Annotated in this window: 13 protein-coding genes; 3 read left to right on the forward strand and 10 right to left on the reverse strand. The window is 67.5% G+C overall.

What is annotated here, in order from left to right; translation table 11 throughout:
• Positions 1-9: 9 nt before the first annotated feature.
• The 9 genes from BM382_RS30635 to BM382_RS30675 form a co-directional block, all read right to left on the reverse strand.
• Complete coding sequence (locus BM382_RS30635; protein WP_072445054.1) at positions 10-2,448, reverse strand: alpha/beta fold hydrolase; 2,439 nt, start codon at positions 2,446-2,448, stop codon at positions 10-12.
• A 14-nt stretch (positions 2,449-2,462) separates the two neighbouring features.
• A complete protein-coding gene (locus tag BM382_RS30640; RefSeq protein ID WP_011062387.1) occupies positions 2,463-3,905 on the reverse strand; it encodes a TIGR01777 family oxidoreductase in 1,443 nt (480 codons plus the stop codon).
• A 15-nt stretch (positions 3,906-3,920) separates the two neighbouring features.
• Positions 3,921-4,394, reverse strand: coding sequence for a hypothetical protein (locus tag BM382_RS30645; protein WP_015636431.1), 474 nt, complete (start codon positions 4,392-4,394; stop codon positions 3,921-3,923).
• A 76-nt stretch (positions 4,395-4,470) separates the two neighbouring features.
• Positions 4,471-5,376 (reverse strand): alpha/beta fold hydrolase, encoded by a 906-nt coding sequence (locus BM382_RS30650; protein ID WP_072445056.1) that lies wholly within the window; start codon positions 5,374-5,376, stop codon positions 4,471-4,473.
• 336 nt (positions 5,377-5,712) lie between these two features.
• A complete protein-coding gene (locus BM382_RS30655; protein ID WP_072445058.1) occupies positions 5,713-6,174 on the reverse strand; it encodes a cysteine hydrolase family protein in 462 nt (153 codons plus the stop codon).
• Entirely contained in the window at positions 6,171-6,548 is a 378-nt protein-coding gene (locus BM382_RS30660) for a VOC family protein (RefSeq protein WP_011062383.1), read from the reverse strand. Before BM382_RS30660 ends, BM382_RS30655 begins: the two co-directional genes overlap by 4 nt.
• A 66-nt stretch (positions 6,549-6,614) precedes the next feature.
• Positions 6,615-8,441 carry a glycoside hydrolase family 15 protein gene (locus tag BM382_RS30665; RefSeq protein ID WP_011062382.1) on the reverse strand — a complete coding sequence of 609 codons (1,827 nt, stop codon included), beginning with the start codon at positions 8,439-8,441 and terminating at the stop codon, positions 6,615-6,617.
• The gene (locus BM382_RS30670) at positions 8,434-9,234 is read right to left on the reverse strand and encodes a glucose 1-dehydrogenase (protein WP_011062381.1); all 801 of its coding nucleotides are present in this window, start codon (positions 9,232-9,234) and stop codon (positions 8,434-8,436) included. Before BM382_RS30670 ends, BM382_RS30665 begins: the two co-directional genes overlap by 8 nt.
• A 112-nt stretch (positions 9,235-9,346) precedes the next feature.
• Positions 9,347-9,934, reverse strand: a complete 588-nt coding sequence (locus tag BM382_RS30675; protein ID WP_011062380.1) for a TetR/AcrR family transcriptional regulator — start codon at positions 9,932-9,934, stop codon at positions 9,347-9,349.
• A 135-nt stretch (positions 9,935-10,069) separates the two neighbouring features.
• Between BM382_RS30675 and BM382_RS30680 the strand changes: the two genes are divergently transcribed.
• Positions 10,070-11,242: an MFS transporter gene (locus tag BM382_RS30680; protein WP_011062379.1), complete on the forward strand. Its 1,173-nt coding sequence runs from the start codon at positions 10,070-10,072 to the stop codon at positions 11,240-11,242.
• A gap of 70 nt (positions 11,243-11,312) precedes the next feature.
• Positions 11,313-12,053: a thioesterase II family protein gene (locus tag BM382_RS30685; protein WP_015636428.1), complete on the forward strand. Its 741-nt coding sequence runs from the start codon at positions 11,313-11,315 to the stop codon at positions 12,051-12,053.
• A 181-nt stretch (positions 12,054-12,234) separates the two neighbouring features.
• Here the strand turns inward: BM382_RS30685 and BM382_RS30690 are convergent, their stop codons facing one another.
• Positions 12,235-13,203 (reverse strand): siderophore-interacting protein, encoded by a 969-nt coding sequence (locus tag BM382_RS30690; protein WP_015636427.1) that lies wholly within the window; start codon positions 13,201-13,203, stop codon positions 12,235-12,237.
• Between the two features lie 212 nt (positions 13,204-13,415).
• Here BM382_RS30690 and BM382_RS30695 point away from each other — a divergent pair.
• A partial coding sequence (locus BM382_RS30695) for a non-ribosomal peptide synthetase (RefSeq protein ID WP_139238035.1) occupies positions 13,416-19,789 on the forward strand: 6,374 nt, incomplete at its 3' end.

Consider the following 19,789-nt stretch of genomic DNA (forward strand, 5'->3'; position numbering starts at 1 on the left):
GCGCGGGTTTCAGCCTTCTACCAGGCTCAGTTGGCCGTCGGCATACAGCACTTCGCGGCCGATCCAGGCCGGGTCTACCTGGGGCAGTACCGCCGAGGGCTTGCGCAGTTCGCGCAACAGGGTCGAACCGTGGGACAGGCGCCCGCCCATGCGTGCGATCACTGCCCGGGCCTGCTGATAGTGGGCATGGCGCCCGGGGTCGAGGGTGTCCTCCAGCAGAATGTCGACCCCCAGCACGCCCTGGACCTGGCCCGGGTAGATCATGAACCCCGCCGCCTGCTCGCTGCCTTCGCGGCCGTCCTGCCAGAAGCTGCCGCCACGGTTGCGCACCTGCTCATGGGGGGCGAACCAGTAGCCGCGATCAGCCTCGGGCACGGCGTGGTGCAGGCGGAAGAAGATCCGCATCAGGTTGTCCCGGTACCACTCGCGCACTTGCAGGTAATAGCCGCGCATGCCCGGCAAGCCCAGGCGGTGGGCCAGGGTGATGGCTGGGCTCCAGTGCGGGAAGGCTTGCAACGGCAACTCGGCGCACTGCGGGCGCGGGGTGCCTGGGTCGGTTTCCCAGGGCAGGCGATGGGGGCTGTTGTCCAGGTTGTCGTAGGCGGTGGGCGGACGCCCCAGCAGCGCGCCGCCACTGCTGGCCAGGGCGGTGGCGATGCACAGGTTGCCCTGCACCACGAACACATAGAAGCGGCTGAACCAGTCTGCCAGTTGCTGGCCGTCGGCCCCGGCGGCGCGCAACTGCGCCAGTTCCCGGTCGAAGCGCCGCAGGCCCGGTTCCAGGCTCAGCAGGTGGCCGCGGGCGATGTGCTGCATGCGCAGGAACCGTGGCAGCGAGCGCAACAGGCGCAGGGGCCGCAAGGGCAGCTGCGGGGTGGCGCCGCCCACCTCGCCGGCATAGCTGGAGGAGGGCAGGCCCCAGTCGGCCAGCCGCGCCAGGAACAGGTCATTGTTGATATAGGAAGCACCGCCGAACACTGCGGTGAAGGGCTCGTTGTCCTGCAGTACACGGGCGTCCCAGCGCGCCATGATCGCCGGAATGCTCGCCGCCGCCCGGCGCTGGCCGTACTCGACGAAACGGCTGGGTTGCGGTGGCAGGATCTCGGCGATATTGGCCGCGGTCAGGTGCCGGCGCCAGCCGTAGTCGCTGATGGGGCGGTACTGTAGCAGCCACAGTTGCTGGCCGTCCCAGGCCCATTCCACATCACCGGGCACGTAGTGGAAGGTCTTGAGCACCCCTTGCAGGAAGTCCCACAGGGCGCAGGCGCTCAGGCCCCGGGTGGTGGCGAAATGGCCGCTTTCCCAGGCTGCGCCCAGGCGTGAAAGGATCGCCCGCTGCGGGCTGACCTGACCGTCGGCAAGGCTTTCCAGATGGCCCTCGACCCACTCCAGTTCCACCGCCAGGTGACGGACGAAGGCGATCCCCGACAGGGTCGGCTGGATAAAGCGCTGCACCACCACTTCCTCGACCCCGGCATCGCGCAGTTCGCCGATGCGCCCGGGCACTTGCTCGCTGGGCACCCGCAGGTAAGTGGTGCTCAAGCCGGCATTGGCCGAGTCGGCCTGGTCCTCGCCGTAGCTGGAGGAACGCACCGCCCACAGCGCCGCAGGCTGGCTGGCGAGCAGGGCCGGCAGCTGCGGGTCGCTGGCGCTGTCCAGGGACAGGGCGCTGGGCACCGGCTGGCCGGCCAGCTCCGCCAGGCGCAGGCGGCCGCCCTTGGTGTGGGCGACGAAGCCGTTGTCGGCGGATTCCAGCCAGGCGACGAACTCGGCGGGGTGGTCGATCCAGGGGTAATGGCCCCAGCCCGGCCGCAGGCTGACCCGCAGGTCGGCCCGGGCCAGGATGGCCGACCAGGCTGCGGCCTGGGCAATCCCCAGCAGCCGGTCCTGGTCGCCCCAGACCAGTTGCACCGGGTCCTTGATCCACTCCAGCAGCGGCAGCGCGGTATCGGCCCGCAGTTGCTCCCACAGCGGTACGAAGGCCCGGCACCGACCATAGCCGGCGCCCATGCGCCGGTACTGCTCCTGGCTCCACGGCTGGCGCGAGAACTTGCCGGCAAACCACGTCGGTTTATGGCTGAGCAAACCGTGAATCAGCAAGCGCGCGGGCAGCGGCGACATCAGCGCCGGCAAGCGCCGTTGCCAGAGAAAGGCCCCCACCGGCGACAACAGCACACTGCGGCAGAAGTGCCCCGGGCGGCGCTGCAAGGCGTGCAGCACGATCAGCGCGCTGACCCCCACCGCGACAATCCCCTGGCCCGGCTCGGTCATGCCCAGCAGGGCCTCGGCGTATTCACCCAGGTCCTGGCAGGGCGGCAGCGGGTTGTCGCCAAACCCCGGCAGCTCCAGGGCCTGCACCTGATAGCGCTGGAAGTGCGGCAGGGCATCGTCCCACCAGTCGGCGGCGCTGCCATTGCCCGCCAGCAGGTACAACAGGGGCTTGCTCATGGGCATTCCTCAGCTCAGGTCAGGTCGCGCAGGGCGGCGTCCAGGGTCGGGTAACGGAAGCGGTAGCCGGCCTGCAGCAGGCGCGCCGGCACTACCTTCTGGCCATCGAAGAACAGCTCGGCCATCTCCCCGGCCAGGGCCCGTACCGGCGCAGCCGGCACGTGCAGCCACACCGGGCGCTTGAGCACCTTGCCGACAGTAGTGGCGAAGGTGCCCTGGCTCACCGCTTCCGGCGCCACCATGTTGTAGGTGCCGGACAGGGACGGGTCGTTCATGGCCCGGGCCATCACCTGCAACACGTCGTCGCGGTGCACCCAGCTCATGATCTGCCGGCCATCGCCCATGCGTCCGCCAAAGCCGAAATGGAAGGGCATCAGCAATGGCTTCAGGGCGCCGCCGGGACCGAAGACGATCCCCAGGCGCAGCACCACCTGGCGCACGCCGAAGCGGGTGGCCGGTTCGGCGGAGGATTCCCAGCGCGCGCACAGGTCGGCCATGAAGCCTTCGCCGCGCTCGGCGTTTTCATCCAGGCTCTGGCTGGCGTCGCGCACGCCATAGAAGCCGATGGCCGAAGCCTGGATCCACAGCTCCGGCTTGTGCTGGGCGTGTTGCAGCCAGTTGAGCAGGGCTTCGGTGGTGCCGACCCGGCTGGCCAGCAGTTGCGCCTGGCGCTTGGCCGACCAGCGCGGCCCGGCCACCGGGGCACCGGCCAGGTTGATGATCACGTCGAAGGCTTCGCCGTGGCCCAGCTTGCTCAGCGAGCGCAGGCAACGGGCGCGACCGTCGAACAGGTAGGCGGCGCGCAGCGGGTCCCGGGCCAGCACGCTGACCGTGTGCCCGGCATCCAGCAGTTGGTTGACCAGGGTCTCGCCGATAAAACCGGTGCCACCGGTGACCAGCACCCGCTTGCCGCTGCCACCGGCAAAGGGGTTGGCGCCCTGGCCCTGGCGTTGCAGGCGCAGCGCCGCCAGGCCGTCGCGGATGCCCGAGGCGGTGACGCCCACGGCGAACAGGCTCAGGGCCCAGCCCTGCCAGCCCAGGTCGATGGGATTCAAGGCACTGGGCAGGCGTGACCATTCCAGCAGTTGCAGGCCGTACAGGGCGAAGAAGGCCCCGGCGTTGATCGCCAGCACGGTGTGCATGATGCGTTCGATGGCCGGCAGCTTGCGGCTGCGATCCTCGACCACGAAGTCCCACAGGGTCAGGCCGATTTCCAGGGCGAACAGCAGGGCGATCACCAGGGCCCAGATGCCCTGGAACGCCAGGTGGGCGATGCCCATGAACAGCACGCCGTAGAAGCACGAGCGCAGGGCATGGATGCTGAGCTCCTTGCGGGCGCTGTGACGCTGCGGCAGGGCCACGGTGAGTTCGTGATGGTAGAGAGTATCCAGGGCGCCGAGCACGCCCTGGGCGAGCAACAGGGCGATAGCCCACTGCAGGATTGGCAAATCAGCCACGATGGTGAAGTCCTTTTACGAGGGAAGACGAGAGGTACGGCGGTCGTGGCGCTGCAGCCACAGTAACGGCGGCAGCAGCACCAGCAGGGCGAAGCTGTCGATCCACAGGTGGGCGGTCATGTTCATCTGCCAGGACAGCCACATGTCCTGGGGCGCCCACAGCACAATCCCGGCCATCAGCCAGGCCCAGGCGGCAGGGGCCCGCAGGCGGTTGCCCAGGTGCACCAGCCCCAGCAGGAACAGCGAATAGCTTTGCAGGGTGGCGCCGAACAGCCCCAGCCACCAGATCTGCTGGGCCCGGGCCGGTGCCGGCGCGGCAGCGCCCCAGAAGGCCTGTTCGATGCCCGCAAGGTAATCGTTGAACAGGCCACTGTGGCCGGCCCAGGTCAGCAGCAGCCCGGCCAACAGGTGGCCGGCGCCGACGGCATACAGCCAGAGCACCAGGGCCCGGCGCAGGCCGGGTCGGGGAGAAGCGGCGACGGATAACATTCCATGTCCTGTGGGGGGATCGAGGCCGCGAAGTGTACCGATTTTTTCCGCCCCATGGCGTGCGCCGGTGCCCATCTCAGGGCTTGCCGAGCAATTCCAGCAGCGCGTCGAGGGTGGCTTGCGGCGCTTCCTGGGGCAGGTTGTGGCCGATCCCCGGGAGGATCCGCCGCTGATAGGGCCCACTGAACAGGCCGACATCGGGATCCGGCTCGGTGGCCGGGCCGACGCCGTCGTCAGCGCCGCACAGGGCGATGGTCGGCACCTGGATGGGCGGTTGTGCCTGCAACGCCTGCTCGATGCTTTCCAGGCTGGGGTCGCCGGGTACGTAGCCGAAGCGATGACGGTAGGAATGGATCACCACCGCGACGAAGTCCGGGTTGTCGAAGGAGGGCGCGCTCAGGCCATAGAGCCCGGGCCCTTGTTTCCAGGTTGGCGACCACAGGCGCCACAACAGCTCGCAGAATTCCCGGCGGTTGGCCGTCAGGCCGTCCACCCCGCGCTGGGTATTGAAGTAGTACTGGTACCACAGCCGCAGCTCGGTCTCCGGCGCCCGGGGCTCGATGGCCCGGGGAATGTCCTGGATGTTGTAGCCGTCGGCGCTCATCAGGCCCTTGACCCGCTGCGGCCACAGCGCCGCAACGATGCACGCGGCGCGCCCACCCCAGTCGTAGCCGGCGAGGGTGGCCTGGGGCAGGTGCAGGGCGTCCATCAGCTCCAGCAGGTCCCGGGCCAGGGCCGCCTGCTGCCCGGAGCGCATCACCTGTTCGCTGGCAAAGCGCGTCGGGCCGTAACCCCGCAGGTAGGGAACGATGACCCGATAGCCGCGCTCGGCCAGGGGCGGGGCGATCTCGTCGTAGGCCCGTACGTCGTAGGGAAACCCGTGGAGCAGGATCACCGGCTCGCCGTTGCGCGGGCCATGTTGCTCATAGGCGATATGCAGGTTGGGGGTGCTGACCTGGTGCAGGGAGGCTGGGCTGGGCATGACGACTCCGGATCCGGTGGGCCGGGAAAAGCTAGCGCAAAACTTGCGTGCTGTCCTCAAGCCGCAGCGGCATGCAGCCGTGGGCGTCGCGCCAGCAGCCGGCGGATGTCTTCCAGGGAACTGAGGCCCTATGGTTCGGGGCCCTTGATGTGCACGTAGCAGCGCAGGCCGACGGTGAAGCTCATGAGGGGCCTGGTGAGGGAGCGCGAATGCGGACTCTAGCGCTGTGTGGCCCGCAAGATCGCCTTCGCCGGCAAGCCGGCTCCTACGCAACGGCGCCGCCACCTGAGGGCTGTATGCGCTGGCTTGCCAGCGAAGGGGCCCGCAAGCCGGCCCCTAGAGTTCGTCGCTGCGGGCCAGGTGCTTGAAGTGATGCCGCCACAGGTCGATGCCCAGGCCGCCGCTGCGGTCCAGGGACGAACCCACGGTCAGGTCGGTGAGCAGGGTCGGCTGCAAGCCGGCATCGAACAGGGCAAAACCTGCGGCCAGCACGCAGGTGTCGGTCTGGATACCGCACACCAGCACACGCTCGGGGGCGAGGCTTTTGAGGTGCTCGAGAATCTCCGTCGTCGGCCCGTAGCCGTGCTTGATGAAGACCTTGTCGGCGGCCACCAGGCTCTGGTCATCCACCGCCGGCTGCCAGCCCAGTTGCCGGGCGAAGGGCGTGCGGCTTTCATCATGGCGCTCCACCGTGGCCACCGAGGGCATGCGCCCGAGCAGGTGGTTGATGCCGTCCACCAGCCACTGCGGAGGGTTGAAGCAGGGTTGCACGTCGATGATCAGCAGCACCTGGTTCATGACGCCTGCCCCAAACGGGCCGGCTGGCGCAGGCCGATGCAGTTGCCCCAGGGGTCCTGCACCTGGCAGATCGAGTCGCCGCCTTCAATGACCATGGGCCCGCGATACAGGCGCCCACCCAGCCCGGTCAGGCGCTGCACCTGGCCGGGCAGATCGGCGACCTGCCAGTACACCACCGTGCCCGCCGGCCCCTGGCCGACCTTGGCGTCGCAGGGGACGATTTCCAGGGACAGGCCCGCGAGCTGCAAATGGCCGAAATCATCCGGCTCGTGCAGCACCCGGCGGGCCTGGGGAAAGGCCTGGGCGTACCAATGGGTGGCGGCACGCCAGTCGGCGGCATGGATCATCACGGCGATGATCGGCGAGTCGGGCATGGGGCGAGTTCCATTTCTGTCGGGCACCAAGGGAAAAGCGCCCCGGTCTCAGCACCGGGGCCGGGATCAAGGTTGCCAGACGCTCTTGTCGCCACTCAAGCGCCGGTCGAGAAAACTTGCCGCGCTGATCAGCGCCAGGTGCGTCAGGGCCTGGGGCGTGTTGCCCAGGTGACGGCCGTGGCTGTCGAACTCCTCGGCGTACAGGCCCAGGGGGTTGGCATAGCGCAGCAGTTGCTCGAACTCCAGGTGCGCCTGCTCCAGGCGCCCGGCCCGGGCCAGGCATTCGACGTACCAGAACGAACAGGCGGCGAAGGCGCCTTCGGTGCCGGCCAGGCCGTCGATCTGGCTGTCGTCATTGCGGTAGCGGTAGACCATGCCGTCACGCACCAGGCTCTTTTCGATGGCATCCAGGGTCGCCAGCCAGCGCGGGTCCTTGGCGCTGACAAAGCGCACCAGGGGCATCAGCAGCATCGAACCGTCCAGGGCGGTACTGCCGATGTGCTGGACGAAATGCCCGTGCTTCTGGTTCCAGAACCGGCTCCAGATATCGTCGTAGATGGCTTGCCGGGTCTGGTCCCAGCGGGCGAAGGGGGCCGGCAGCGAACGCTTGGAGGCCAGGCGGATGGCGCGGTCCACCGCCACCCAGCACATCAGCCGCGAGTGCAGGAAGTGGTGCTGCTCGCCGCGCATCTCCCAGATGCCCACATCCTTGCTCTGCCAGCTGTCACAGACCTGGTCCACCACCTGTACCGTGTGTTTCCAGCCTTCGTGGGAGATGGCCTCGCCGTACTTGTTCACCAGGTACACCGCATCCAGCAGCTCGCCGAAGATATCCAGCTGCACCTGGTCGTAGGCCTGGTTGCCGATGCGCACCGGTTGCGCACCGCCGTGCCCGGAGAGGTGACCAAGCTCGGTCTCCGGCAACTCCTGGCGGCCGTCGATGCCGTACAGGATATTGAGCTTCATCGGTTGCCCATGGCAGTCGCTGACCCGGCCCCGCAGCCAGCCCATGTAGGCGTTGGCCTCCTCGACGAAACCCAGGCGCATGAAGGCGTAGACGGTGAACGAGGCGTCGCGTACCCAGGTGTAGCGGTAGTCCCAGTTGCGTTCGCCGCCGGGGCTTTCCGGCAGGCCGAAGGTGGCCGCCGCGAGGATCGCGCCATGGCGCCTGGAGGTCAGCAGTTTCAGCGCCAGGGCCGAACGGTTGACCATCTCGCGCCAGCGGCCGCGGTAGTTGGACTGGCCGATCCAGTCGCGCCAGAACTTCAGGGTGCGCGTAAGGTGCAGCTCGCTATCGCCGTGCCGCACCCGCAGATCGTCGACGCCACCGAGGATGAATTCGGCGCCCTGGCCCTGTTGCAGCACGAACTCGGCCCGGGCCGAGTCCCGTTCAAGGTAAAGCGGCTGGTCGCCCAGCAGGCGCAGCCCGGGCTGCCCGGGGGCTTCGAAGCACACCGAGTCGCCTTCCTGTCGTGCCCCGGTGGCGGCCCGCCCATAGTCCAGGCGCGGCGCGCAGTGCAGGCGCAGGGTGGCCTGGCCGCTGACCACCCGTACCCGGCGGATCAGCAGCGGCAGCTGCTCGGGGTCGTCGTCGATGGTCAGCAGGTCGGTGACTTCCACCACCGCCTCGGTTCCCAGCCAGCGGGTCTGCAGGACGTTGCTGTCGGGCAGGTAGATCTGCTGGCGCCGGGCGTCGGCCAGCACCGGTGCCAGTTCGAAGATCCCGGCGGCGGGGGAGTCCAGCAGCGAGCAGAAGATGCTCGGGCTGTCGAACTCCGGCCAGCAGAAGAAATCGATGCTGCCCTGGTCGTCGACCAGGGCGGCGCTGCGCATGTCGCCGATGATGCCGTGGGCGTCGATGGGGCGTTGTGCCGTGGGATGCTGGTCAGCCATTGCCGCGAAACTCCGGATAGAGGCTCATGCCGCCGTCGATGAACAGGGTGCTGCCGACCACATAGTCGGAGGCGTCCGAGGCCAGCCATAGCGCGGCATTGGCCACATCCTCGGGGTCGCCGACCCGGCCGTAGGGAATCAGCTTGAGCAGTTCCTGCTCTGCCGCGCCCTCGGTGGCGGTGCGGTTGATGGCGGTGCGGATCGCCCCCGGGGCGATGCCATTGATGCGGATCCGCTGCTGGCTGACTTCCTGGGCCAGGGTGCGCATCAGCATGTCCACGCCGCCCTTGGAAGCCGCGTAATTCACGTGCCCGGCCCAGGGAATCAACTGGTGCACCGAACTCATGTGGATGATCTTGCCCGCCGCCTTGGACACCCCGGCGCGTACCCCCTGGCGCTGGAAGATGTTCAGCGCCGCGCGAGCACAGAGGAACTGCCCGGTGAGATTGACGCCAATCACCCGGTTCCAGTCGTCCAGGCTCAGGCTGGCGGCCGGCCCATCCTTTTGCAGGCCGGAATTGGCCACCAGGATGTCGAGAAAACCAAAGGCCTCGATGGCCTGGGCGAACAGCGCCTCGACCTGGGCCTCATCGGCCACATCGGCGCCAATGGCAATGGCCCGGCCGCCTTCGGCATTGATCCGCGCGGCCAACTGCTCGGCCGGCGCGGCCTGGGAGTTGTAGTTGAGCACCACGCTGGCACCGGCCGCCGCCAGGGCGATTGCGGTGGCGGCGCCAATGCCGGAGCTGGCGCCAGTGACCAGGGCTACCTGCTGGTCGAGGGATATCTGCATGCACTGCACTCCTGTCGCCGCTGTCGAAGGCCGGGGCTGATGCGCCCAGGCGACACGCAACGCATCAGTGGCCCCTGTTGTGCTGACCCCGGACGCGGTTCAGGAGTTCAGTTCAGCGCGGTGGTTGCAGCCCGCGCAGTAGCAGCTCAAGCGCTTGCAGGGCTTGTTGCAGGCGTTGCCCGGGCTGCTCGGCGGCGGCGATCCACAGCGCCGCGTCCACCAGGCTGCCGTTGATCAGGCGCGCCAGGGCCTGGCTCGGCGCGGGCGTGATCAGCCCGGCTTCGACCAGCGCTTGCAGGCGGCGGCTGAGGGAGTCGATGCAGTGTTCCTCGGCTGGCTGCCGTTGCCCCAGCACGGCCCGGGCATCCTGCAGGACGATGCGGCGGATCTCGGCTTCCTGGGCCATTTCCAGGTAGGCCCGGCAGCGCTGGGCAAAGCCTTGCCAGGGATCACTGGCCGCTGCGGAAATGGCCTCCAGGCGCTCATCCATTTCACTGTCGATCTGCTCCACCACCGCCGCCAGCAACCCCTGCTTGTCACCGAAGTGGTGATACAGCGCGCCCCGGGTCAGCCCGGCTTCGGCGGTCAGGTCGTCCATCGAGGTCTTGGCGTAGCCCAGGCGGGCAAAGGCCTGGCGCGCGCTGGCAATCAGCCTGGCGCGGGTTTGCTCGATCATCGCGGCGCGTGGGCGGCTGCTCATGGACACAGTTCTCCAACAAATGGCGGGTTGACATACGAGGCGTATGTTTACATGATTTTTAACATACGAGGCGTATGTGTTTCTACTGTGCCTGCCCTTTGTGGCAAGTTGCAGCCCCCCAAGGAGTCGTTGTAAATGGCAAACCCCTACCGCGAACTGTTCAAGGCCCCCGGCAGCCGGGCCTTTGTGCTGGCCGGGATGATCGCGCGCATGCCGATCTCCATGACCGGCATCGGCCTGATCACCATGCTGGCTCAACTGCACGGCGGGTACGCCCTGGCCGGCTCGGTGGCGGCGACGTTCGCCTTGGCCACGGCGTTCTGCGCGCCCCAGGTATCGCGCCTGGTGGACCGTTACGGCCAGAGCCGGATATTGCCCCTGGCCGCCGGCCTGGGGGGCGGGGCGCTGCTGGCCCTGCTGCTGTGCACCCGCTTGCAGGCCCCGCATTGGACCCTGTTCCTCTGCGCCGCCCTGGCCGGCTGCATGCCCAGCATGTCGGCCATGGTCCGTGCCCGCTGGACCGAGCTGTACCGCGGCCAGCCGCAGCTGCAGACCGCCTATGCCCTGGAGTCGGTGCTCGATGAGGTCTGCTTCATTGTCGGCCCGCCCTTGTCGGTGGGCCTCAGCGTCGGTCTGTTTCCCGAAGCCGGGCCCCTGGCGGCGCTGCTGATGCTGGTGCTGGGGGTCAGTGTGTTCGTCATGCAGAAGAGCACCGAGCCGCCGGTCCATCCTCACGAGGAAGGGCACGCTGGCTCGATCATTCGCTCGGTGGAAATCCGCCTGCTGCTGTTGCTGATGACCGCCATGGGCACCATCGTCGGGGTGGTGGACGTGGTCAGCGTGGCTTTCGCCCAGCAACAGGGGCAGCCGGCGGCGGCGAGCATCGTGCTCTCGGTGTACGCCATCGGCTCATGCCTGGCGGGCATCGCCTTTGGCGCCCTGAAACTGGCCACGCCCTTGCCCCGGCTGTTCATGTACGGCGGTATCGCCACGGCGCTGACCACCTTGCCGCTGCTGCTGGCGAGCAACATCCTCGGCCTGTCCCTGGCGGTGTTCGTTGCCGGGCTGTTTTTCTCGCCGACTCTGATCGTCGCGATGGCCCTGGTGGAACGCAGCGTGCCGCCGGCCAAGCTCACCGAGGGCCTGACCTGGCTGGTCACCGGCCTGAGCATCGGCGTGGCCCTGGGGGCCGCGGGGTCCGGAGCGCTGGTGGACCAGTTCGGCGCCCGCAGCGGCTTCTGGCTGGCCCTGGCGGGCGGCGCGGTGGTACTGGGGGCGGCGTTGCAGAGCTATCGGCGCATGCGCTGAGGTGATCGGTGGACTAATTTGTTCCCCTCGTGCTGCGTTTCTTTAGCGTCCATCCGTCGAGGGAATAACCGTGACTCAGTTGAACCTGCTGTGCCTGCCGTATTCCGGCGCCAGCGCCATGGTCTACAGCCGCTGGCGCCGCAAGCTGCCGCAGTGGCTGCACCTGCAACCGCTGGAGCTGCCCGGGCGTGGCGCCCGTTATGCCGAGCCGCTGCACACCGACATGCGCGAGCTGGCGCGGCAGCTTGCCCTGGAAATCCGGGGCACGCTGCGCACCCCTTACGCCCTGTTCGGCCACAGCCTGGGCGCCTTGCTGGCCTGCGAACTGGCCCATGCCCTGCGCGCCCTGGGGTGCCCGGAGCCGGTGGCGCTGTTTGCCTCGGGCACTGCTGCGCCGACCCTGCGCACCGAATACGACCGGGGGTTTGCCGAGCCCAAGACCGATGAGCAACTGATCGAACAGTTGCGCACCCTCAACGGCACCAGTGAAGAAGTGCTGGCCAACCAGGAACTGATGAGCCTGACCTTGCCGATCCTGCGGGCCGACTTTCTCTTGTGCGGGCGCTTTCGCCCGGTGCAACGGCCACTGCTCAATTGCCCGGTGCATGTGCTGGGCGGCAAGACGGATCGCGCCACCACCGAGCAACTGATCGGCTGGAGCAAGGAAACCCACGGCAGTTTTTCGGTGGACATGCTGGCGGGCGGGCACTTCTTCATCCACGAGCACGAGGCCAAGGTGCTGAGCCTGCTCAAGGGCCATCTGGAGGTGCATCGCCGCCGCCACCTGCAACCGGTAGCCGCGGTTTCCTAGCGGCTACACACCTGCTTGCTGTAGCCGCTGGCGCAGGCTGCGCACGGCCCGCAGGGAGGCAAAAATCCCGGGTTCGCCAGGGGTTCGGCTGGCGATCGCCAAGCAAGGCCCGGCGGGCCTTTGCGCAGCTTCGCGGGCTCGGCAGCGGCTACAGGGAAGAGGGTGGGGCGGTTGGTGGGGCTCAACCCAGGGAGCTGCCCAGGCGCCAGTAGCCCATCAGGGTCAGGTTGCGACGCTCCTGGCCGCGCTCGTTGATCAGGTGGCGGCGAATGTTCATTACCGTGGCCGACTCGCCGGCCACCCAGGCGTAGAAATCGTTGTCCGCCGGTTGGGCGGTTTCCCAGAGGCGCTGTTCGTCGTTGCGTTCGGAAACCTTGATCGGCCGGCGCTGGCTGTTGGCCGGCGGCAGTTCGGCCAGCTCCCGGGCGGCATGGATCAGGGTTTCGCCATGGCGTGCGCCCAGCAGGTCCCGGGGCAACCAGTTGATCCGCGCCAGCGGGTGGCAGCGCAGGTCGATGCAATCGCTTTCATAGGGCACTTCGATAAACGCCTGCACATCCGGATGGTCCGGATAACCCTGCAGTTCTTCCAGAATGCCGGCAATCGCCGGCAGCGCGGTTTCATCGCCCATCAACAGCACCTTGCGGATCCCCGCCGGCGGCAGCCATTCATAACCACCGGGGTCGCCGCTGTAGGCCTTGTTCGGCACCACCATCTGCAGGCGGTCGCCGGGCCGGGCATGGGTGGCCCAGGCGGAGGCCGGGCCGTTGACCCCGTGCAGGACGAAATCCACATCCATTTGCGCAGGCTGCAGGCGCAGGGCGCGAATGGTGTAGGTGCGCATCGGCGGTTGCTGCTCGGCCGGCAGCTTGCGCCGGGCCGCCTGCCAGTCGCCTTCCACCGGCAGTTGCGAGGGCGTGCCATCGGCCCCGGGAAACAGCAGCTTGATGCGCTGGTCCGGTGCCAGGGTGCGCGCTTGGGCGATGTCCTCGCCGGTAAACACCAGGCGGGCCATGGACGGGCTGAGGTGGATGCGCTGCTTGAGCTCGACGTTGATTACCCGGTAGCCCTTTGGCCTGGACCGGTCGATGCCGGTCAGTTTGCGCAAGCCTTGGGTGAGGAGGCCGGTCAGCGATTGAGCGGAGGACATGGGCGGGTACCTGCTGCAAGGGGAGGATAAGGAAGGAACGAAGGATGAGCGGGGTGATTTACTGCCGGCGGCGCCTGCCCAATCACCCTGAGGGGCCCGCAAGCGGGTTGTTCTGGCGCTGTGCGGGGTTAATTTTCCCCGGCCTTCATCCGTTCCGTAGGGATGACCGAGCCAATGCTCGATACCCAACAAGTAAGTACGGATGACTCCCGATGAATGCAGAAGACTCCTTGAAGCTCGCCCGCAGATTCATTGAACTGCCGCTGGAAAAGCGCCGGTTGTTCTTGAAGGCTCTGGACAAGGAAGGCGTCGACTTCTCTCTGCTGCCGATTCCGGCGGGGGTTGCGGTGCCTGATCGCCAGGCCCTGTCCTATGCGCAGCAGCGCATGTGGTTTCTCTGGCAGCTGGATCCGCAGAGCGCGGCCTACAACCTGCCCAACGCGGTCCGCCTGAGCGGGCCGCTGGACCGGGCAGTGCTGGCGCAGGCCTTCGACTGGCTGCTGGAGCGGCATGAGAGCCTGCGCACGGTCTTTGCCCTGGAGGACGATGAGCCTCGGCAGGTGATCCAGGAGGCGCGGGTCGACATCGATTATCGGGAGCTCTGCGACCTCGACCCGGCGCAGCGCGAAACCAGGGTGCAACAGCTGGCCGACGCCGAAGCGCGCCGGCCCTTCGATCTGCAACAGGGGCCTTTGCTGCGGGTCTGCGTACTGGGCCTGGGCGAGCAGGAGCACGTGATGCTGCTGACCCTGCACCATATCGTCGCGGATGGCTGGTCGATGGGGGTCTTGATCGAAGAGTTCCTGCACGCCTACGACAGCCTGCTCCAGGGTGAGGTGCCGAACGTCCCGGCGCTGCCGATCCAGTACCGCGACTACGCCCTGTGGCAGCGCAGCTGGCTGGAGGCAGGGGAGCAGGAGCGGCAACTGGACTACTGGCGCGCCAAGCTGGGTGACGAGCATCCGCCGCTGAAACTGCCCACCGACCATCCGCGGCCGGCCCATTCCAGCCGCCAGGGGCGCCGCCTGGATTTTGCCCTGGAACAACCCCTGGCCCAGCAACTGGGCGCCTTGGCGCGCCAGCAGGGGGTGACCCTGTTTGCCGTGCTGTTGGCCGGCTTCAAGCTGCTGCTATCGCGCTACAGCGGCCAGCAGGACATCCGGGTCGGCGTGCCCATCGCCAACCGCACGCGCCAGGAAGCCGAGGGGCTGATCGGTTTCTTCGTCAACACCCAGGTACTGCGTACCGAACTGAGCCCGCAATTGACAGTGCAGCAACTGCTGGCCGATATCCGCGAGACTACCCTGAGCGCCCAGGCCCATCAGGACCTGCCCTTCGAGCGCCTGGTGGAAGCCCTGCACCTGGAGCGCAGCCTGAGCCACAGCCCGCTGTTCCAGGTGCTGTACAACCACCAGCCCCAGGTCACCGAACTGACCACCTTGCACAGCCGCTCCGGGCTGCAAGTGCAGGCCTTGCCGCGCAACGAGCGCACGGTGCAGTTCGACTTGACCCTGGACACTTTCGAACGCGGTGGCCAGTTGCAGGCCGCCTTCACCTACGACTGCCAGTTGTTCGAAGCGCAGACCATCGAGCGCATGGCCGGCCACTGGCAGAACCTGTTGTGGGCGATGGTGCGCGAGCCGCAGTCGGCGCTTGCCGAACTGCCGCTGCTCAGTGCCCAGCAGCACCGGGGCTTCCTGGCCCAGGGGGCTGGCGCAGAAGAGGTGTTCAGCGCCGAATCGGTGCTCGAACTCTTTGCCCGCCAGGTCGCCACGCAGCCCGAAGCACCGGCCCTGGTATTCGCCGGGCAGTGCCTGAGCTACCGCGAGCTGGACCTGCGTGCCAGCCGTCTGGCCGCAGCGCTGGTGGCGCGTGGCGTGGGGCCGGAAGTGCCGGTGGGTATCGCTGTGGAGCGTTCCCTGGAGATGGTGCTGGGCCTGTTGGCGGTGCTCAAGGCCGGCGGTGCCTATGTGCCCCTGGACCCGCAATACCCCGAACAGCGCTTGAGCTACATGCTTGAAGACAGCGGCGTACGCCTGCTGCTGAGCGAGACGGCGGTGCAGCCGCGGCTGCCGGTGGCGGCCCGGGTCGAGGTGCTGTTGCTGGATCAGGCACAGGCCTGGGCGCCGGACAGCGATCCGCTGGCAGCCTTGCCCGGGATGGCTGTCGGGAACCTGGCCTATTCGATCTACACCTCCGGCTCCACCGGTGCCGCCAAAGGCGTGAGCATCACCCACGGAGCCCTGGCCAACTATGTGCAGGCGATCATCCAGCGCCTGCCGCTGGGGACTGCGCGCACTATGGCCGTGGTCTCGACCATCGCCGCGGATCTTGGTCACACCACGCTGTTCGGCGCCTTGTGCTCCGGCAGTTGCCTGCACGTGATCGACCTGGATACCGGGTTGGACGCCGACGCCTTCGGCGCCTACCTGCACACCCACCAGATTGATGTATTGAAGATCGTCCCGTCGCATTTGCAGGCGCTGATGAGTGGCGAAGAACCGGCCCGTTCCCTGCCGCGCCAGTGCCTGGTGCTGGGCGGCGAGGCCTGCCCGGCGGCTCTGGTCCGCAGGATCGCGACCCTGGCACCGGAGTGCGCGGTGTTCAACCACTACGGCCCCACGGAAACCACGGTCGGCGCCCTGACCATGGCCGCCGCCACGCTGGCGGCCGAGCGGGCGGTGGTGCCCCTGGGCCTGCCGCTGGCCAACGTCCGTGCGCGGGTGCTGGATGCATCCTTGCAACCGGTGGCGCCCGGCACTCCGGCCGAGCTGTACCTGGGTGGCGCCGGCCTGGCGCGGGGTTACCACCAGCGCGCGGCCTTGACCGCCGAGCGCTTTGTGCCGGACCCCTTCAGCGGCGACGGGCAGCGCCTGTACCGCACCGGTGACCTGGCGCGCTATCTGGACGGCGGGGTTATCGACTACCTGGGCCGCATCGACCATCAGGTGAAGATCCGCGGTTACCGTATCGAGCTGGGGGAAATCACCGCGGCCCTCAAGCAGTTGCCCCAGGTCGAAGACGCCGTGGCACAGGTGGTCAGTGTGGCGGGCGAGTCGCAAGTGGCGGCCTATGTGGTACTGGCCAAGGCTCAGGAACCGGAGGCGGCGTGGCAGGAGATCCGCCGGCAACTGGCGGTGGCCTTGCCCGACTACATGCTGCCCATGCATTTCCTGGCGTTGGCCGGCATGCCCTTGACCCCCAACGGCAAGCTCGACCTGCGGGCCCTGCCGCCATTGCAGCAGCAGGCGCCGGTGGAAGCCTTTGTGGCCCCGGTCAGCGAGCTGCAGCAGGGCATCGCGGCGATCTGGCAGGCGGTGCTCAAGGTCGAGCGGGTGGGCCTGGGCGACAACTTCTTCGCCCTGGGGGGCCATTCATTGCTGGCGACCCAGATCATGTCCCGGGTGCGTCGCCTGCTGGGGGCGGACGTGCCGCTGCGGGTGCTGTTCGAAACCTCGCGCCTGGACGAATTCGTCGAACAGGTACAGGCCTGCGCGGGCGCCGCGGCACTGCCGCAGATCGAGGTGCTGGAGCGTGATGGGCCCTTGCCGGCCTCCCATGCCCAGCAGCGGCAATGGCTGTTCTGGCAGATGCATCCGCAGAGCACCGCCTACCACACGCCGATCGTGGTCCGTTTGCAGGGGGAACTGGACCAGGCTGCCTTGCAGCAGGCCTTCGATGCCCTGGCCCAGCGCCATGAAGCGTTCCGCACCACCTTCACCCAGCATCAGGAACGCCTGTGCCAGGTGGTGCATGCACAGGGCGCGATCAGCGTGGCCTGGGAGCGATTGACGCCGGGCCTGCCCCGCGAAGCCGTCCAGGCCCGCGCCCTGGAGGAGACCCAGCAACTGTTCGATCTGGAGCGCGGGCCCCTTTGCCGGGCCCGGGTGCTGCAGATCGCCGAGCGCGATTACCTGCTGGTGGTGACCTTGCACCACATCATTTCCGATGGCGCCTCCATGAGTGTGCTGGCCCGGGAATTCGTCGCGCTGTACCGCGGCTTGATCCAGGGGCAGGCACCGCAGTTCGAGCCGTTGAGCGTGCAGTACGCCGACTACGCCAACTGGCATCGCAGCTGGCTGGAGCAGGGCGAGCAACAGCGCCAGCTGGATTACTGGCGCCAGCAACTGGGGCTGGAGCATCCGGTTCTGGAGCTGCCTCTGGATCATCCACGCCAGGCGCTGGTCTCCCACCGCCAGGAACGCCTGGGCCTGCGCCTGCCGGCGGACCTGGAGCAAGGGCTGCGGCGAGTGGCGCGGGAACATGACATGACCCTGTTCCAGCTGTTCCTGGGGTCGTTCGCGTTGCTGCTGCACCGTTACTCCGATCAGCCGGATATCCGCATCGGGGTGCCGGTGAGTAATCGCCGCCACCAGGAAATGGAAGGGGTGATGGGCTTCTTCGTCAACACCCTGGTGATGCGCGTCGAACTGGCGCCGAGCCTGCCGGTGGGGCAGTTGCTGCGTCAGGTCAAGGCCACGGCCCTGGCCGCCCAGGCCCATCAGGACCTGCCGTTCGATCGTCTGGTGGATGCCCTCAAGCCCCAGCGTGCGCTGGACCAGAACCCGTTGTTCCAGGTGATGTACAACCACCTGAGCATTGCCGGGGAAAGCACCGACGGCACCAGCCTGCCGGGCCTGCAAGCCGAGGAAATGGTCCTGCAGGGCGGTACCGCGCAATTTGACCTGACCCTGGAAACCCTGGAGACCGACGCCGGGATCAACGCTTCGTTCATCTATGCCGGCGAATTGTTCGAGGTCTCCACCGTCCAGAGCCTTGCCGATCACTGGCGCAATCTGCTGCAAGGCATGCTTGAACCGCAGCAAGCCCTGGGCGAGCTGCCGATGCTGGGCCAGGACGAGCAGCGGCGCATTCGCCAGGAGTGGGACCACACCGATGTGGTCTACCCGACCCATCGTTTTGTCCACCAGCTGTTTGCCGATCAGGCGGCCAAGGCGCCGGACGCCCCGGCGGTGTTTTTCGCCGAGCAGCGCTTGAGCTATCGCGAGCTGGATACTCAAGCCAACCAGCTGGCGCACAAGTTGATCGAACTGGGCGTTGGCCCGGAAGTGCGGGTGGCCATCGCCATGCCGCGCTGCGCGGAAATCATGGTGGCCTTCCTGGCCGTGCTCAAGGCCGGTGGGGTTTATGTGCCGCTGGATATCGAGTACCCCCAGGACCGCCTGCGCTACATGATGCAAGACAGCGGCGCGTGGCTGCTGCTGACCCAGAGCCACCTGCTGGATCGCTTGCCGATCCCCGAGGGCCTGCCGACCCTCACCGTCGAACGCGCCGCAGATTTTGCCGCCTACCCCGCCACCACCCCGCAGGTGGATCTGGCCGAGGAAAACCTCGCCTATGTGATCTACACCTCTGGGTCCACCGGCTTGCCCAAGGGCGTGGCGGTGTCCCACGGCCCGCTGGCCATGCACAGCCTGGCCACCGGCGAGCGCTATGAAATGAGCCCGGCGGATTGCGAGTTGCACTTCATGTCCTTCGCCTTCGACGGCTCCCACGAAGGCTGGATGCACCCGCTGATCTACGGGGCCAGCGTGCTGATTCGCGACGATAGTTTGTGGTCGCCGGAATTCACCTACGAACAGATGCATCGCTATGGCGTCACCGTCGGTGTGTTCCCGCCGGTGTACCTGCAACAACTGGCGGTACACGCCGAGCGCGACGGCAACCCGCCGGCGGTGCGGGTCTACTGCTTTGGTGGCGATGCAGTGCCGCAGGCCAGTTACGACTTGGCCTGGCGAGTGCTGCGGCCCAAGTACATCTTCAACGGCTACGGCCCGACTGAAACCGTGGTTACGCCATTGATCTGGAAGGCCAAGGCGGGCGATCCGTGCGACGCGGCCTACGCGCCCATCGGCAATATCGTCGGCAATCGCAGCGCTTATGTGGCCGATGCCAACCTCAACCTGTTGCCGGTTGGCGTGGCCGGCGAGCTGTACCTGGGCGGCCTGGGCGTGGCCCGGGGTTACCTGGATCGACCTGGGCTGACAGCGGAACGCTTTATTCCTGACCCCTACAGCACCACCGGGGCCCGGCTGTACCGCAGCGGCGATCTGACCCGCTATCGCACCGATGGCTTGGTGGAATATGTGGGCCGTGTCGACCATCAGGTGAAGGTGCGGGGCTTCCGTATCGAGCTGGGCGAGATCGAAGCGCGCCTGCTGGAGCAGGACCCGGTACTGGAAGTGGCGGTGATCGCCCAGCCAGGGCCGAGCGGCCAGCAGCTGGTGGGCTACATCGTGCCGGTGGACGCCGAGGTGGCGTCGAGCAACGAGCGCCAGGCGCAGTTGCGCGAGAGCATCAAGGCGCGCCTGCGCGAGAGCCTGCCGGACTACATGGTGCCGACCTACCTGCTGTTCCTCGAAGCACTGCCGCTGACACCGAACGGCAAGCTGGACCGCAAGTCGCTGCCGAAAGTCGATGCGCAGCTGATGCAGCAGACCTACGTCGCGCCGCAGAACCCGCTGGAACAACAGATCGCGGCGATCTGGGCCGATGTGCTGAAGCTTGAGCAGGTGGGCGTCACCGACAACTTCTTCGAACTGGGTGGCGACTCGATCATCTCGAT

The sequence above is a fragment of the Pseudomonas sp. NFPP25 genome, assembly GCF_900116505.1.
Classification (GTDB): Bacteria; Pseudomonadota; Gammaproteobacteria; order Pseudomonadales; family Pseudomonadaceae; genus Aquipseudomonas; species Aquipseudomonas protegens.

Excerpts from the sequence above, each read along its gene's own strand:
- BM382_RS30635 (WP_072445054.1), bottom strand. The coding sequence starts at position 2,448 with ATGAGCAAGCCCCTGTTGTACCTGCTGGCGGGCAATGGCAGCGCCGCC.
- BM382_RS30645 (WP_015636431.1), bottom strand. The coding sequence starts at position 4,394 with ATGTTATCCGTCGCCGCTTCTCCCCGACCCGGCCTGCGCCGGGCCCTG.
- BM382_RS30650 (WP_072445056.1), bottom strand. The coding sequence starts at position 5,376 with ATGCCCAGCCCAGCCTCCCTGCACCAGGTCAGCACCCCCAACCTGCAT.
- BM382_RS30655 (WP_072445058.1), bottom strand. The coding sequence starts at position 6,174 with ATGAACCAGGTGCTGCTGATCATCGACGTGCAACCCTGCTTCAACCCT.
- BM382_RS30660 (WP_011062383.1), bottom strand. The coding sequence starts at position 6,548 with ATGCCCGACTCGCCGATCATCGCCGTGATGATCCATGCCGCCGACTGG.
- BM382_RS30665 (WP_011062382.1), bottom strand. The coding sequence starts at position 8,441 with ATGGCTGACCAGCATCCCACGGCACAACGCCCCATCGACGCCCACGGC.
- BM382_RS30670 (WP_011062381.1), bottom strand. The coding sequence starts at position 9,234 with ATGCAGATATCCCTCGACCAGCAGGTAGCCCTGGTCACTGGCGCCAGC.
- BM382_RS30675 (WP_011062380.1), bottom strand. The coding sequence starts at position 9,934 with ATGAGCAGCCGCCCACGCGCCGCGATGATCGAGCAAACCCGCGCCAGG.
- BM382_RS30680 (WP_011062379.1), top strand. The coding sequence starts at position 10,070 with ATGGCAAACCCCTACCGCGAACTGTTCAAGGCCCCCGGCAGCCGGGCC.
- BM382_RS30690 (WP_015636427.1), bottom strand. The coding sequence starts at position 13,203 with ATGTCCTCCGCTCAATCGCTGACCGGCCTCCTCACCCAAGGCTTGCGC.